Annotated in this window: 14 protein-coding genes; 2 read left to right on the top strand and 12 right to left on the bottom strand. The window is 66.5% G+C overall.

The window, feature by feature from the left end; all coding sequences use genetic code 11:
- Positions 1–1,680 (top strand): M14 family metallopeptidase (locus VFE28_17220; GenBank protein ID HZM17740.1); only part of this gene is annotated, 1,680 nt, incomplete at its 5' end.
- 37 nt (positions 1,681–1,717) lie between these two features.
- On the opposite strand, the gene pncA is transcribed toward VFE28_17220, so the two are convergent.
- Together pncA and VFE28_17210 are read right to left on the bottom strand one after the other, a co-directional pair.
- On the bottom strand, positions 1,718–2,359 hold the full coding sequence (gene pncA / locus VFE28_17215) for a bifunctional nicotinamidase/pyrazinamidase (GenBank protein ID HZM17739.1): 642 nt from the start codon (positions 2,357–2,359) through the stop codon (positions 1,718–1,720).
- Positions 2,356–3,816: a nicotinate phosphoribosyltransferase gene (locus VFE28_17210; protein HZM17738.1), complete on the bottom strand. Its 1,461-nt coding sequence runs from the start codon at positions 3,814–3,816 to the stop codon at positions 2,356–2,358. Before VFE28_17210 ends, pncA begins: the two co-directional genes overlap by 4 nt.
- 106 nt (positions 3,817–3,922) lie before the next feature.
- Here VFE28_17210 and VFE28_17205 point away from each other — a divergent pair, with 106 nt between their 5' ends.
- A complete protein-coding gene (locus VFE28_17205; GenBank protein ID HZM17737.1) occupies positions 3,923–4,945 on the top strand; it encodes a PrsW family glutamic-type intramembrane protease in 1,023 nt (340 codons plus the stop codon).
- Here VFE28_17205 and VFE28_17200 read toward each other — a convergent pair.
- The 10 genes from VFE28_17200 to VFE28_17155 all read right to left on the bottom strand — a co-directional run bounded on the left by VFE28_17200 (position 4,942) and on the right by VFE28_17155 (position 15,648).
- Positions 4,942–5,226 carry an STAS domain-containing protein gene (locus VFE28_17200; GenBank protein ID HZM17736.1) on the bottom strand — a complete coding sequence of 95 codons (285 nt, stop codon included), beginning with the start codon at positions 5,224–5,226 and terminating at the stop codon, positions 4,942–4,944. The two genes, VFE28_17205 and VFE28_17200, sit on opposite strands and share 4 nt — an antisense overlap.
- A gap of 1 nt (position 5,227) precedes the next feature.
- A complete protein-coding gene (locus tag VFE28_17195; GenBank protein ID HZM17735.1) occupies positions 5,228–5,635 on the bottom strand; it encodes an ATP-binding protein in 408 nt (135 codons plus the stop codon).
- Between the two features lie 164 nt (positions 5,636–5,799).
- On the bottom strand, positions 5,800–8,733 hold the full coding sequence (locus VFE28_17190) for a hypothetical protein (GenBank protein ID HZM17734.1): 2,934 nt from the start codon (positions 8,731–8,733) through the stop codon (positions 5,800–5,802).
- A 212-nt stretch (positions 8,734–8,945) separates the two neighbouring features.
- Positions 8,946–9,833: a hypothetical protein gene (locus VFE28_17185; protein HZM17733.1), complete on the bottom strand. Its 888-nt coding sequence runs from the start codon at positions 9,831–9,833 to the stop codon at positions 8,946–8,948.
- A gap of 79 nt (positions 9,834–9,912) precedes the next feature.
- The gene (locus VFE28_17180) at positions 9,913–10,707 is read right to left on the bottom strand and encodes a hypothetical protein (protein HZM17732.1); all 795 of its coding nucleotides are present in this window, start codon (positions 10,705–10,707) and stop codon (positions 9,913–9,915) included.
- Positions 10,704–11,237, bottom strand: a complete 534-nt coding sequence (locus tag VFE28_17175) for an RNA polymerase sigma factor (protein HZM17731.1) — start codon at positions 11,235–11,237, stop codon at positions 10,704–10,706. Before VFE28_17175 ends, VFE28_17180 begins: the two co-directional genes overlap by 4 nt.
- Positions 11,238–11,530: 293 nt before the next feature.
- Positions 11,531–11,890 (bottom strand): STAS domain-containing protein, encoded by a 360-nt coding sequence (locus tag VFE28_17170; protein ID HZM17730.1) that lies wholly within the window; start codon positions 11,888–11,890, stop codon positions 11,531–11,533.
- Positions 11,891–11,904: 14 nt separating this feature from the next.
- Complete coding sequence (locus VFE28_17165) at positions 11,905–13,758, bottom strand: ATP-binding cassette domain-containing protein (protein ID HZM17729.1); 1,854 nt, start codon at positions 13,756–13,758, stop codon at positions 11,905–11,907.
- Between the two features lie 16 nt (positions 13,759–13,774).
- On the bottom strand, positions 13,775–14,599 hold the full coding sequence (locus VFE28_17160; GenBank protein HZM17728.1) for an ABC transporter permease subunit: 825 nt from the start codon (positions 14,597–14,599) through the stop codon (positions 13,775–13,777).
- Entirely contained in the window at positions 14,596–15,648 is a 1,053-nt protein-coding gene (locus VFE28_17155; GenBank protein ID HZM17727.1) for a substrate-binding domain-containing protein, read from the bottom strand. Before VFE28_17155 ends, VFE28_17160 begins: the two co-directional genes overlap by 4 nt.
- Positions 15,649–15,698: the final 50 nt, after the last annotated feature.

The following is a 15,698-nucleotide window of genomic DNA, read 5'->3' as shown; positions in this document are numbered from 1 at the left end:
TACCTGAAGCGGTTGGAGCAGGCTTCCCGCTGGCTCCGGCTCACGAGCTACGGCAAGTCGGGCCAGGGTCGCGATCTGCCCCTCGTCATCGTCTCGAAGGAGCGAGCTTTCACGCCGGAGGGGGCCCGGGCGAGCGGCAAGCCCATCGTCTTCGTGCAGAACGGCATCCATTCCGGCGAGATCGAGGGCAAGGATGCTTCTCTGGCACTGCTCCGTGACATTGCCGTGCTGCACACCCGGGCGAACTTGCTCGACCATGTCACGCTTCTCGTGCTCCCCATCTTTTCCGTGGACGCACACGAGCGCCGCAGCCCGACGAACCGCATCAACCAGAACGGCCCCGAGGAGATGGGCTTCCGCACCACGCCCATCGGTCTCAACCTCAACCGGGACTACATGAAGGCCGAGGCCCCGGAGATGCGCGCCATGCTCGGCCAGGTCTTCACCCGCTGGTGGCCGCATCTGCTCGTGGACGACCACACCACCGACGGCGCCGACTACCAGTACGACCTGACATGGGCCTATGCCTACGGCGCTGGCATGCCGCCGTCGCTCGAACGCTGGCTCACGGAAGCATTCGTGGGTCGCGTGGTCCCCCGGCTGGAGGCGGGCGGCCACCTCGTGTCGCCCTACATTTCCTTCCGCGGCGACGCCGACGATCCGCGCGCCGGCATCGAGGTGGAAAACGCGCCGCCGCGCTTCTCCACCGCCTATGCCCCACTCCAGTGCCGCCCGGCCATCCTGGTCGAGACGCACATGCTCAAGCCGTACCCCACCCGCGTTCGAGCGACCTATGACTTGCTTGCTGCGGTTCTGGAGGAGATCAACGCCCGGCCGCAGGCGCTGCTCGCCGCTGTGGCCGCGGCGGAATCCCTCGCCGTGGCGCGGGGGAGAGAGACGAACCCGGGCCGGCGCAGCGTGGTGCTGTCGACGAAGGTGACCGAACACAGCGAGCCATTCCAATACCGCGGCTTCGTGACCCGCTGGGAGGCGAGCGACATCGTCGGTCGGAAGGTGCCGCGTTACACGACGGTCCCCTGGGACTCGATCATCCCGATCTTCCGTGAGGTGGCTCCGAAGCTCACGGTGACGCAGCCTGTAGGCTACCTGGTACCACAAGAGTGGACGGCAGCGCGTGATCTCCTCGAGATGCACGGTGTTCGTTACCGGTCCCTGACGCGTGCCTGGCAAGACACGGTGGAAGTGCAGCGGCTCGTCGCCTGGAGCTTCGAAGCGGCGCTGCGCGAGGGGCACCATCCCACCCTCGTGTCCGAAGTGGCGCTCGAGCGGCGACTGGGGCGTTTCCGGGCCGGTGATCTCTGGGTGCCGCTGGATCAACCCTCCGCCCTGATCGCGGTGCACCTCTTCGAGGCTCAGGCTCCGGACGGGATGATGTTCTGGAACTATTTCGACACCGTGCTCGAGCGCAAAGAGTACGCCGAGACCTATGTCATGGAGCCTCTGGCCAGGAAGATGCTGCAGGCCGATTCGGCGCTGGCGCGGGAGTTCCGCCGGCGCCTCGCCAGCGATTCGACCTTCGCCGCCAGCCCCTCGGCCCGGAACGACTTCTTCTACCGCCGTTCGCGCTGGGCGGACCCGGAGTACGCCCTGCACCCGGTCGTACGCGCTCTGCGCCGGCCGCCTGAAGCCGTGCTTGGCAAGGAAAGTCGCAAGCAGTGAGCCTGATACGCAGGGTGAAGCCGCCGCGCCCGCTGTTTCAGAGTCCGAGATCCGTCAGGTGAAGGAGTCGAACCTGCAGCTGGCGCATTTCGGTCACCGCTTTCTCGCCGGTGGCGGGATCCACGGGCCGGCAGCCGTCGAGCACCACGGTCACGGGAATCTCGGGGAGGAGACGGCGGGCGTCGCGGGAAGTGAACAGGACGCAATAGTCGAGAGCGAGGCCCACCAAGAAGAGGTGCCGCGCGCCGCGTGAGCGCAGGTAGCCATCGAGACCGCTCGGGTTGCGCCCGGAATTGTCGGCGAACACGGAGTAGCTATCGATGCCCGGATGCATGCCCTTGCGGAAGATGACCTGAATGGGCTGCACGTCGAACTGCGGATGGAACTCGGCCCCGCGCGTCCCCTGCACGCAGTGATCGGGCCAGAACACCTGCTCGACCCCACCGAGCCTGCCGATATCGAACGGCTTCTTGCCCGGGTTGCGGCTCGCGAAGCTGCCGTGGTCTGCCGGATGCCAATCCTGGCTGGCGATGCGGATCGGGAAGAGCGGCACGAGGCGGTTGACGATCGGCACGACCTCGGCGCCGCCCGGCACGGGCAGCTCGTTCTTCTCCGAGATGAAGCCGTTCTGCACATCCACGGCGAGGATGGCGGCATCGTCCGGGATGGGAACGGTCATGACCCACCTCCACTACCGGGACTGCCGCGACGCAAGGCCGCAGCAGCCGCCTCGATCATACGCTCGCGCTGCGCCCGAAGTCCTTGGGTCTGTGCCACCCGATAGACGTGCGGGTTGAGGAGCCGCCGGACACCTTCCGGCAGGCGACCGAGCTGTCCGCGGGCGTATTCCGCCAGGTGCTCGAGCGGTGGACCGGAGCGCGACCGACGGCCGCCTTCCATCACCACGCGGCGGATGTCTTCGAGCCGCGACCCCGCCGGGATGGGGGTGTGGCGCATGGGATTCGTCGGGTCGAAGACCGGGTCCTCCGGACGCGGCGTTTCCCCGCCGAGGGAGAGCGCGTCGAGCTCGAAGCGCCCGTCGTCGCGCGAAGCGCGCCACAGACGCTTGCGTCCAGGGATCGTGCTCTTGTGGCCATCGGAGCTCACCTTGATGCGCGGCTGCCCATCCAGTTCCACGAGCTTGTAGATGCCCCCGAGCGCGCCGCCGCCCGAACCGGCGGCGGTTGCGAGCCGCGTTCCGGCACCGTAGAGATCGATGCGACCGCCCTCCTTGCGGATGGACTCGATGACGTGCTCGTCGAGTTCGTTGGAAGCCACGATCTTGACCTCGTGCAAGCCCGCCGCGTCGAGCAACCGGCGGGTCTCCCGCGACAGATAGGCCAGATCGCCGGAATCGAGGCGGACGCCCTGCAAGCGATGGCCTCGCGCCGCCAGCTCGCGCGCCACGGTGATCGCGTTCGGGATGCCGCTTCGCAAGGTGTCGTAGGTGTCGACGAGCAGCACGCAGTGGTCGGGGAAGGTGGTGGCGTAGGCGCGGAAGGCATCCATCTCGCTCGGGAACGCCATGATCCAGGAGTGCGCTTGCGTGCCGGCCACCGGGATGCCGAAGGCCTGGCCTGCCAGGAGATTGCTCGTCGTCCGCACGCCGCCGATGCAGGCGGCGCGGGCGGCCGAGAGCGCGCCGTCCGGACCCTGGGCGCGCCGGGCGCCGAACTCCATCACCCCTGCCTCGCCTGCTTCGCCGGCGATGCGCGCCGCCTTGGTGGCGACCAGGGTCTGAAAGTTGACCAGGTTGAGCAGCGCCGTTTCGACGAGCTGGGCCTCGGCGAGACCGGCCTCGACGGTGAGCAACGGCTCGTTGGCGAACACGACCTCGCCTTCGGAGGCCGCGGTCACCTGACCACGGAAGCGGAAGTCGTGCAGGTAATCGAGGAAGTCGGTGTCGAAGAGGCGCAGGCTCCTCACGTAGTCGAGGTCCTCGGTTTCGAAGACCAGGCCTTCGAGATAGTCGAGCGCGGGCTCGAGTCCGGCGAACAGCGCGTAGCCGCCCTGGAACGGATTGGTGCGGAAATAGAGGTCGAAGACGGCCGGCTTGGCCTCCATGCCGTGGCGCACATAGCCCGCCACCATGGTGAGCTCGTAGAGGTCCACCAAGAGCGACAGTCGCCTGAACATGCCACGATTAAAGCACAGACCGGGAAAGCCGGGGGGACTCGAGGTGGTCCTGCCGTGGCAAGTCAGTAGAATGGTGGCTGTCTGGCGTCGAACCAGAAAGGCAGCCGTGCATCTCGGCGGACTGGCAGTGAGCGTCTTCCCCGTCTTCGCTTTCCTGGCGTTGCTCATTCTCATGGACAGCTTCAAGCTCGTACCGCTCCGCGCCGTGCTGCGCAGCATCGCGGTGGGCCTTCTGGTCGCGCTCGTCGCCTTGCGTCTGAACACCTGGATCATGGACGGCTTCGCCCTGGACCCGGTGGCGTACCGGCGCTACGGTGCGCCGCTGGTGGAGGAGCTCCTCAAGTGCCTCTGGGTGGTCTTCCTGCTGCGCTCACACCGGGTCGGATTCATGATCGACGCGGCGATCCACGGCTTCGCCCTCGGTTCCGGCTTCGCCCTGGTGGAGAACGTTTTCTATTACCTGCAGCTGCATGCCGATGCCAGCCCGTTCCTGTGGATCGTGCGGGGCTTCGGCACTGCCGTGGTTCACGGCTCCACCATGGCTGTGTTCGCCACCCTGTCGAAGAGCCTCGCGGACCGGCACGGCTCGACCGGGCCACGCATTTTCCTGCCCGGCTTCCTCCTGGCAGTCGCGGCGCACTCCCTCTTCAATCATTTCCTCCTGCACCCCCTGGCGATGACGGCGATCCTGCTCGTCGTTCTGCCGTTGCTCGTGATTGGTGTCTTCGAGCAAAGCGAGCGGGCGACACGCCACTGGCTCGGGTCGGGATTCGATTCCGACGCCGAGATCCTGGATTCGATCGTGACGGGCGACGTGCGGCAGACACGCGTGGGTGCGTATCTGCAGTCGTTGCGCAGTCGTTTCTCCACCACGGTGGTCGCGGATATTCTTTGCTACCTGCAGATCTATCTGGAGCTGTCCATGCGGGCCAAGACCCAGCTTATGGCGCGCGAGGCCGGGGTGCAACTGCCGGTGGGAGAGGACGTGCGGGCGAACCTGGAGGAGCTGCGCTATCTGGAGAAATCGATCGGCAAGACCGGCAAGCTGGCGCTCCTCCCGTTGCTGCGTCGCAGCAGCCGCGACTCGTGGCAGCTGACCCTGCTGCGCCACGAGTCCTGGCGTCCCTAGTCGATGCCGAAGTAGCTCTCCAATGCAGCGTAATGGAAGATGGCGCGCACCCGAGGCTGGACGTTGACCAGCTTCAGGCTGTGCCCCGTAGACTGCAAGCGCTTCTGGGTCTGCACCAGCACGCCGATCCCGGCACTGGAGACGTATTCGAGATCGGACAGGTCGAGGGCCATGGAGCTCTCCACGGCTTTCAGGACCGTGGAAGCCTTGGTGGTCTGCGAGGCATCCAGGCGACCCGTGAGCACGAGGCCACGCCCTTCCTGCAGGCGGATGTCGAACATGTTATCCCCCGAGGCGCTTCAGAATGGTGAGCTTGCTGTTGCGATCCACGTATTCGTAGGTCATCCGATCGGCCATCTTCTTCACCAGGTGGAGTCCGAGGCCACCGCTCTGCTTCCGCTCCAGCAGCTGCTCCGTGTCCACCTCGGGTGCGCTGGCGTAGTCGAAGGGCTCCACGTCGAAGTCCGTGAGGCAGATCTCCAGGTGGTCCCCCATCCGGCGCAAGCGAATGGAGATGTTCTGGTGCCCGTCGTTGTATTTGATCATGTTCGTGAAGATTTCCTCGATCATGAGCTGCACTTGGGACGGATCGGGAGCCGCGATGCCACTCCTTTCATAGAACTCCAGGACGAAGTCGAGGATCGATTCGAGGGCAGTGAACTCACGGGGGAAGCGCTTCTCGAGCTCCATCGGGCTCACTCCGTGCCGCGCACCCGAACTCGACGCTTCCATCCGTGCCCCGATCCTTCACCCAGCCCGCCACGGTGGAGCAGCCCGGACCTACTCTGGTGCGAGATCTCCACCGTTACCAGTATAGATCGCCGCTGCCCGCGGCCTCCAGGCAGCCGCCGTTCTCAAAGGATCTTCAGGGAGAACATGAACTCGCTGTGGCTCCGCTTCGCTTCCTGGAAGGCGACGGCATAACCTGCGGACACCAAGAGGGGAAGCCTGGAGAGGAGCGTGAGTTGCAGGTCCACCTGGCCGCCGACATTGGCCAGCGTGCGTCGCGCCCCGTCGCTCTCCATGTTGGTGACGATGCCGGTGCCGAAGAGCGCCGGGCGCAGCCAGTTGGCGTAGAAACCGGGGGTGCCGAGGCGCTGGAAGCGCCAGGGTGGCAGGTTCCATTCGAGCAGCGACTTCGCATAGTTGGTGCCGGCGATCTCGTTCAGTTCGACGCCGGGGAAGCTCTCGGCCTCACGGTAGCGCTTCTCGTTCCGGTGATCCACCCAGTTGTTGCCGAAGCCACCGAAGTAGAAGTTGGCGAAGGGGTCGTCGCGGTCTCCCGGCGAGTAGCCCACATTGCTGCGCAACCATAAAGACGAGTGGGCGAACCCAAACGGGACCCCGCAGTCGAAGGTGCCCCGCGCGCCGTTGAACGCGGCCTTCTTCACCGTGTTGTTTCCGAAAGCGAAGGTCCAGGCGTAGCCCTTCTCGTCATCCACGGCCCCGAGCGAGCGGCGCAGATTCCGGTACACGAGCTCGAGCCTGGAAGCCAGCAACTCCTCGGAGGTGGCGAACACATTCTGGGCGTAGGGCAAGGTCTCGAGGCCCGTGTAGCCCGTGACCCCGACACGGAGGTCCAAGGTCCGCGGCCGGTCGTAGAGCAAGCGGTTCTCGTATTGCAGGCCGAGGGAAGTGCCCTTCCGGCTCGTTTTCGTGGGTCCGAAGAGATCGTAGAAATCGGCACCGTTGGCCTTGAAGCGTGCCTCCCAGCCGAGGTGACGGAAGCCCGCATCGGCGTGCACGCGCTCCTCGGCCGGGAGGTCCGCCGACGGCGTCACCGACACGGTGAGATCGATGGCGTTGTTGAAGCCGGGATCGGAGAGGTTGAGCCGCATCCCGATCGCTCCATATTCTTTGTAGCCTTGCGCCACCGGATACAGCGACTCGAGCCCGATGGCTCCGTAGCTCCCGTATTCCCCCCGGCGCACGACGAGCGAGTCCAACGCCACTTGGGCGGGGGAGCCCACGTTCCAGCCCTGCACGACGGGATGCTCCTCGGCCACGAGCTGGCCGAGGAAGGTGACGGCGCTCATGTCGGTGAGCGGACGCGCCACGAGCAGCGCCGGCACGAAGCCGTCGCCGCTGTAACGGAACACCTGCAGCGAGTCGCCGCCGAGCGGCAGCGGCCGGAACAGCCCGGTCTCGCAGTTGCTCACCGGCACCATGGTGCTGTCCTGCAGGTCGTAGCGCCAGATATTGGAGACGCCGGTGAAGTACGAACTTCCGTAGAGAGTGTGGCCATCGGAGGAAAAGACGAAGTTCGCCGGCACCGTGGAGACGAAGTCGAAGAGCTCCCGTGACACCATCTCACCGCGCCGAAGCGCTTCGAGGTCGAGCACGTGCAGGCTCTGCCGGCCGCTGATCTCGGAACGGGAATAGCACAACCAGCGGCCGTCCGGGGACAGGTCGATGTCATAGATGTCCTGGCCATAAGGCCAGGAATGGACCTGGCTCCACTCCTCGTGGGGAGCCGGGATGCGCACCAGGGTCGAGATGCCGTTGAAGTGACGCACGCCCCAGAGGGCGCCGTCGGTGCGGTCGTAGACCAGGTCGCCGACGCGGGCGTCCCGGATGAGGCGCTTCGGCTTGCCATCGGCGAGAGACACCATGAAGAGATCGCGCCATTCGGCATTGTCACCCGTGTAGTAAAGGATGCGTCGCTCCGGGTCGAAGGCGAGGGAGGTGACGAAGTGCAGCGCCGGCCCCTTGATGTCGCAGATCTTGTGGAGCGAGCCGTCGGCGAGGGAAAGCGCCGTGAGGTGGCCAATGACCCCCGGCATCGTCACGCCGAAAACCAACTGGTTCGCTTCTCGATCGACGTAGGCACGCGACACCGAACCGAGCGCTCGGGGCGACAAGTCCCGGGTGCGGGTCAGCGCCTGACGCCGCAGCGTGTCGAGATTGGCGCGCTGGAACTCTCGCTCCCAGCTCACCCATTCCCGCCAGGCCCGGCCCACGGGCTTGCCGAAGACCCTCTCGAACTGGGAGGCGTAGTAACGCTTGCTGCCGTCGGTACGATTCACCCATGCCACCAGCGATTCCGGAGCGGTGACGTAGGCGAGATAAGTGAGGAAGCGGGTGCCGTAGAGGTACGACATCGCGCCGGCTTGGAACTCCACCTTCGTGCCCTCGGACTCGAGGCCCAGAGGATCGTAGAAGGTGCTGCTGTCGGCCACCATGGAGCGGAACACCATCTCGTCGTAGGCGCCCTGGGCACGGCCGATGCCGCCGGCCATCCAGGTCTCGAGGAACGAAGCGATGCCCTCGTGATACCAGCGCGGCGCCGCTTGGCGCGGCTGCGTCAGGTAGCCGTAGAGGATGGTTTCCGGCTGTTCCGGGATGGCCGCGACCTTGCCGGCGAAGAGCTGGCGCAGCCAGCGTTCGCTGCGGGCCGGGCGGTCGAGGGCGACGATGTGGGCCATCTCGTGGTTCATGGTGTGGTTGAGGCGCTCGTTGCTCGGCAGCGTCTCGTAGGCCATGCTCGCCGGCGCCACGTGCACGAGAATGGTGTTGCGCGGCGCCACGAAGGCGGAGCCGTTGTTGAAGTCGTACCAGTCTTGCAGCAAGACCGTGACGCGCTCGGACGGTTCGTAACGGAACACCCGCCGGTAGAAACGCATGGAGTTCTCGAAGCAGCGGGCTGCGTAGGGTGCCAGGGGCGCATCGAGCATGCCGCGATAGAGGAGCTGCAGGTCAGCGGTCTCGAGCCGATCGTACTGCGCCTGGAGCGGCGCGCCCCTGAGCAGGAGGAGCAGCGCCGGGATCGCGGTCACCCATCGACGCATCGCACCGGACCTCGGCGGTTGTGATCGAGCGTGCCAGGCCGCGAAAGGCGAGAAGACGCTGCTCGGCGCAGCGTCTCCTCGCTTCGAGTCGGGGAACCGGAGGAGTGCTCATCCCTCCGGCTCCCCTGGTCGGACCGAGCGATCGGCGCTCCGGAACCAGGGCTGCTGCAGTTCCGGGGCGTGACAGGGGGGAGGACGCTCGGCCCCGCTCACTAACGCTCGGCGCGGTCCATGGTGTACTTGGCGACTTCGCCCCGCGCCATGTCCTGCCGGAAGTTCGAGTCCAGGAGCACCTTGTCGAAACCGACGTGCGACGCCGCGAGGGCGAGGTCCACGCGTGACAACGCCGCGAGCGCGTCGATGTCGTTTCGCGCCAGGAGGCTCTTCATGGTTTCGGACTTCAGGAGGTTCTTCATCTCCGCTCTGGCGATGTCGTTCCGCGCCAGGAGGCTCTTGTCGAGTTGTGCCGCGGCGGCGACGATCTCGCCCTTGGCGATGGCATCGCGCATCTCGGCGCGTTCGAGCGAGCTCTTGAAGGCTGCAGCGATCTCGACGCGTTGCAGCTCGTTCTTGGCCACCTGCACCTTGTCGAGCTCCTGGGTGACGCGCGCCAGCTCGCCCTTGGCGATGGCGTCACGCATGTCCGAGCGTGCCAGCAAGCTCTTGAAGGCTGCAGCGATCTCGACGCGTTGCAGCTCGTTCTTGGCCACCTGCACCTTGTCGAGCTCCTGGACAGCCCGCTCCAGATCACCCTTGGCGAGGGCCTCTCTGAGTTCTGACCGCTGTAGCGCCTGGGAGAACTGCGCCAGATTGACGCTCTGCTTTCCGGCCAGGGCCTGCATCGACCCATCGGCGACGAGCTTCTGGAAGCTCTTGTCCGTCACCAGCCGGTGGAAAAAGTCGGTCTGCATCAGGCTTTGGACGTCGGGGTCCTGGATGGCCACGTCCGTGCTCTGGATCTGAGTTTGGCTGTACTTCTTGGCTGCCTCGATGGTGCCCGAAGCATTGTCCTTCTCCGCGGGCGGGAGGCCTTTGATCAAGAAGATGCCGATCACCACGGCCGCAACGGCGGCCACGCCCAATAGAGTCTTCTTCGCCATTTCCCATCTCCTCTGGGAGGGTGTCGAACGATTCGACTGTAACTACATCGCGACACGACAAAAGTTGGCGGGCGCCTTCTCAGGGGTTTCCCGGAACCGTCCTGACCACCTTCTCCAACGTGGTCCCGCCGGTGGCGACCCGGACCTGCAAACTAGAAACGAGACTTCCTCCGCCAGCGAACAAGACACGGTAACGGCTCCGGGAGGGTCCGAGCGCCGCGACCGAACCCTGGTGCTCCACCCGGATCCTGCCGGGCTCGAGCGACACGGTGCTGGCTCCTGCCGGCTCCACACCGACGACAGAAAGCCGGGCATCGTAATCGATCTCGACGGTGGCCGCAGCGCGGGTAGAGAACTCGATTTCGGCCAGGAGGGAGCCCTCGAGAGCCCTGGTGCGCACGACCCCTTCGAAGCCCGGCGCGCGCAGATCCACCGAGTCCAGGACCCGGACAGACTGGTAGCGGTCGAGGGGCAACATGGTGCCGGGCGAGCCGCCATCCAGGCCGCCGCGCCAGCGCCCGTCGAGGGCGCCGAACAAGGCGATGCCGACGATGCCACCGGCGACGAAGACGTAGGCGAGCTGCGGGGAGAGGTGTTCGCGCCACGAGCGCAGACCGGCGGCGAAGCGGGAGGCGGAGCGCCTGGGGAGCGGGCCTCTTTCCCGGAGGTGGCGGATGACCTCGTCCCGGAAATGCACCGGCGGCTCGACGGAGGCGACTGCCTCGAGGGCGCTGAAGAGACGCTGCAGCTCTTCGAATCGCCCCTGGAGCTCCGCATCCGCCGCCAGGGCGCGCTGCAACGCCGCTGCTTCCTCGGGTGTGGCCTCGCCGTCGAGAACACGGTGCATGGCTGCTTCGTAGCTGCTGGGTTTCATGCCGTGGCGCTCCGACCGACCAGGAGGGCGCCGAGACTTCGGCGCGCCGAATAGAGACGCGATTTCACCTTCTGCTCCGGAATCCCCAGGATGGCGCTCATCTCGTCGTAGGAGAAGCCGGCGAAGTGCCGCAGGATCACGAGGAGGCGTTTGTCGGGGGAGAGCCGCAGCAGGGCTGCCGAGATGGCGCCGCTCAGCTCGCTCCTGGCGCATTCCTCCTCGGGATCACGGGAGGGCTCCCTGAGGTCGACCCCCAGCGGCTCTTGCATCTTGCGGCGTCCCAAGAGGTTGAGCGACTCGTGGATCACGATGCGGTAGATCCAGCTGAAGAACTTGAGCTCGGGATTGAAGGTGTTCAGTTTCACGTAAGCCTTCATGAAAGTGATCTGGACGACATCGCGGGCGTCCTCGGAGTCGCCGAGCATCCGAAGCGCCGTGTTGAACAGGACCTTGTAATACTTCTCCACCAAGAGCTCGAAGCTCCGGGTGTTCCCTCGTAGTGTCTCGCGGGCGAGCTCGCTATCGTCCATCGAACGAATTACAGGCGAGGAAGCCAAAGGTTGCTCCTGATTCGGTTCCTGACGCCTGCCTCGCGGCCGGGGCGCGCGCCATCAGGCCGAGCGCTGGAAACGCTCCGTCCCAGGCAGCCTCGTTCCTGCCGCTGGAAGGCAGTCGGCCGGGTTGCCGTCCTCTCTCTGTGAAAGGCAGGCGGCGCGCCTCGAGTGACAGGCGCACCATGGGCGGAGATGCTTCGACCCGGTGATCTTACTTGTAAACGGTCCAGCAAGGAGGCGAAAGAGGTGGCTGGGCTGAATCCGTGAATCTACGGAGATTGCTGGGAGCGGAGCCGCTCCCGGGCCTCCGCCTCCGTGTCCTGCACGTTGAGAAGGGCCTCGAGACCGCACACGTGCAGCACGAAACGCACCCGCGGGACGCTGCCGAAGAGCGCCATGACGCCGCGCTGCGCCTGGGCGCGCGAGTAGAGGTGCATGAGGGCTCCCACCCCGACGCTGGTGATCCAGTCCACGCCGCGCAGATCGAGGAGGAGCGAAGGAGTTTCCGCAGTGATCAGGGGGGAGAGGTCGCGGCGGAGCTGCGTCGCTCCCCCCGCGTCGAGGTGACCTTCCAGTGTTGCCGACACGGTGCCGGACAGCTCTGCGTCGACAACGCTCGTCAGCAGCACGGTGCCTCCAGCGGTCAGAGATCGGCATCGAGGGGCACGACGAGCACCGGGCTCTCGGCGCGGGCCAGCACCTGCATGGTGATGTTGTCCGCGCCGAAGAGAACGCGCGTCGAGGGCCGATGCGAGCCGATCACGATGAGATCGGGGTCGCGCTCGCGAGCTTCGCTGAGGATGCCCTCCGCGGGGGAGGGAGCGACACGAAAACGCAGATGCGCGGTGACGCCGAGGGCGCGGAAGGTGTCCATGGCGCGCTCGAGATGAGCGCGCTCGGTCTCGCCGGGCTGACCTTCGCGCAAAACGTGCAGGAGCGTGACATGGGCGCCCAGGAATTGTGCGAGGCGCCCGCCCACACGCACGTCGCTCTTCCCGGGCTCGCCGGTAGCGATGCAAATGAGGAGGCGCTCCAGGGTGTCGCGCTCGCCCCGGGCGATCAGTACCGGCACCGTCACGCGCTCCAGAAACGGCCACAGTCCCGAGCCGAGGCGGCGTCCGCGGGATTCGCGCCGGTCGTCCAAGATCACCAGATCGTGTGGCGCTTCCGCCTGCCGGTTCAGGATTTCCTTGAAGCGGTCCCCGGCGTGCACGAGCACCTGCGGTGGGGTGCCGCCTGCATCCTGTAAGCCCGCCTCCACCCTGGCGGCGAGCGTCGCGGCAGCGCGGGCGTCGCGGCCTATGGCGAGCACGGTCACATGGGCGTCGAGGCGTTTCGCCAGCGTCCCGGACAGCACCACGCCTGCGGCCGGCGCACGCGGCGTGCTCGCCAGCAGGAGCCGCAACCTCTGCGGTTCGAGGATGTGCCAAGCGCGCAGCGACACCCACACCTCTCCAGTCGGCAGCCCGGCATCCGCCGGGAAGAGCGCATCGACGAGCAACACCTCCTCGCCGAATCCCGGCACCGGAGCGATCTGGCGCGTACCCGGTAGCAGCGGCAAGCGCAGGCGGACGCGCAGAGAGGCACCGGTAAAGCTGTGCTCGGCGACGCGCCCGCAGCCGAGAATGATGCTGCCGCTCGCTGGCTCTTTCTCGCCGAGCTGCACGTCCTCGGGTCGGAAGAGGAGCTGCACCAGACCGCCTTCCGGGTGCGGCAGGTGCGCCGGGATCGGTAGCTCCAGGGGTCCGAAACAGCCGCGCCCCTGGCGGACGCGGCCCACGAGGACGTTGCTCGCGCCGAGAAAAGTGCCGACGTAGAGAGCGTGCGGCCGGGCGTAGAGCTCGCGGGCGCTCCCCACCTCCAGCAACCGGCCGCGTTCGATGACGCCAACGCGATCGGCAACCTCGAACGCCTCCTCCTGGTCGTGAGTCACCAGGATCATGGTGAGCGCGAGGCTGCGCTGGATCTCTCGCAGTTTCCGCCGCAGCTGGGCGCGGATCTTGACGTCCAGGGCCCCGAAGGGTTCGTCGAGGAGGAGCACGCTCGGCCGATACGCCAAGGCGCGAGCCAGCGCCACCCGCTGCTGCTGCCCGCCCGAGAGTTCCTCCGGGTAGCGCGCGGCGTAACCGGAGAGGCCTACCAGCTCGAGCAGCTCGTCGCGCCGGCGGGCGCGCTCGCCGCGCGGCTGCCGCCGGATGCGCAGGCCGAACTCGACGTTCTGAGCCACGCTCATATGACGGAAGATCGAATAGTTCTGGAAGACGAAGCCGGTGCCGCGCTGCTGCGGCGGCTGGGCGGTCACGTCGCGCCCGTCGAGCACGATCCGCCCGCCGTCGGGCTCGACGAGACCGGCCACGAGGCGCAGGATCGTGCTCTTGCCGCTGCCGCTGGCGCCGAGCAGCACGAAGAGCTCCCCGGAAGCGATTTCCAGGCTCACGTCGTCGACCACGAGCGAACCCGAGAGGCGCTTCGACAGATGTTCGAGAACGATCGACACGCCCCGGCTCTCCTCCTCAGGAACGGCCGCGCCGCGCCGTGTAGCTCTGCAACAGGTAGAAGATGGTGAATGAGAGCAAGGCCAGGACGGCGGCCACGGCGTTGGCTGCGGCGATGTTCCCTGCCTCGAACTGCGCGAAGATGTAAAGGGGCGCCGTCTGAGTGCGCAGGCGGAGGTTGCCCGACACCATGGCCGTGGCCCCAAACTCGCCGATGGAGTGCGCGAAGGAAAGCAGCGTGCCGGTGAACAAGCCGCCGCGCAGTGCCGGCAGGATGACGAAGCGGAAGGTCTGCCAGCGGCTCGCGCCCATGGTGTAGGCCGCTTCCTCGTAGGTCGCTTCCAGTTCGTCCAACACCGGTTTCACCGAGCCGAGCATGTACGGGAAGGTCACGAACACATGCGCCAGCAGCACTCCGACCGGCGTGAACATCGGCTGCAGCCCCAGCGGCTGCAGCAGCCGGCCCAGGAGTCCGATGGGCCCCCAGAGGAGGAGGAGAGAGGTGCCGACCACCACGGTCGGGATGGCCACGGGCAGGTTCACCACGATGGAGAGGGGCTTCTTGCCGGCGAATTCGTACTTGCTGAGGACGTAGGCCGCGAAGGTGCCGAGCAGGGAGTTCACCACCGCCGTGGCGAAGGCCATGAGCAAGCTGAAGCGGAGCGCGAACTGCGCGTCCGGGGAGCGGAGCACATCGAGGAAAGTGCCGGTGCCCCCGTGGAAGGCGTAGATGAAGACGGCCAGGAGCGGCAGCAACAAGAGCGGCAGGATCACGAGGAAGAGCATCGCCGGCGGGAAAGGCGAGGTGGGCACGAGGGGGTTCCACAGGCCGCGACGCCTCATCGCTCCAGCTCCTTCAGCACTTGCTTCTTCCACACCTCGTCGATGATGGCGCCCCAGGCGTAGTCCCAGCCTCCGAGGTCCTCGATGCCGAAGGGGTCGGCGATGGGTGGGAGGGCGGGGTGGGCGGCGTTGATCTTCTCGTCGACGCTACGGAAGCCGTACTGCACGAACAAACGCTGGGCGGTCTCGCTCCACAAGAAATCGGAGAAGGCTTGCACGAGCGCACGCTCGTTCGGTCGCACGTTCCTTTCCAGGATCACCAGCGTGTGCTCGCTCAGGATCGTGCTGTGAGGGTAGATGATCTCCGCCTCCAGCTTGCCGCGCGATCGATCCAGGAGCCCATCCTGCTCGTAGGTGACCAGGGCATCTCCGAAGCCGTTCTGGAACTGGGTGCGCGCCGCCCGCGCCGACGCCGCCTGCGCCACGACGTTGCGCCAGATGCCGAGGAGTAGCTGATACCCGGCGGCGGCCGGATCCTGCGGGTGCCGCCGCGCTGCGGCGCCGTACTCCGCCAGGATCGACCACTTGGCGCCGCCGGAAGTCAGCGGATCCGGGTGCACCACTTCGACACCGGACCGGGCCAGGTCCTCGAAGTCGTGGATCCCCTTCGGGTTCCCGGGACGGACGAGGATCACGAAGGGGGAGCGATTCACGGCACCACGATGGGGAAGGCGCTTCCAACCTTCGGGGGGCGTCAAACCCGCCGTGGCCATGCGTGTCGCATCGGGTTCGAGGGCCACGAGGCAGACGTCCGCCGGGACGCCCATGATCACTTGATTCGTGATCGTGCCGGAGCTGGCGAAGGAAAAGGTGAACTCGATGTGCTCCCCCGTGCGGGCGCGCCACATTTCCTGGAAGGCCGGGAACACGCCTTGGGTCATGACGTCGCCGAGGATGCTGAAGCCGTAGAAGACGAGGGTGCGTACGCGTCGCTCGTGGTGCACGAACGGCAGCCAGGGCCAGACGGAGTAGAGAAAGAGGGCGCCCAGAACCAAGCTCGGCAGCATGCCGCGCACCAGCCGCGCCCATCTCCCGACCCCGAATCCCATCTCCGCCCCGGCTCCGCGCTCGCGCCTCGCAGCCGGCACTCACCGGCGCT

The organism is Candidatus Krumholzibacteriia bacterium, assembly GCA_035649275.1.
Lineage (GTDB): Bacteria > Krumholzibacteriota > Krumholzibacteriia.
The sequence above is the reverse complement of the archived record's forward strand: the minus strand, read 5'-3'. Positions and strand labels throughout refer to the sequence as shown.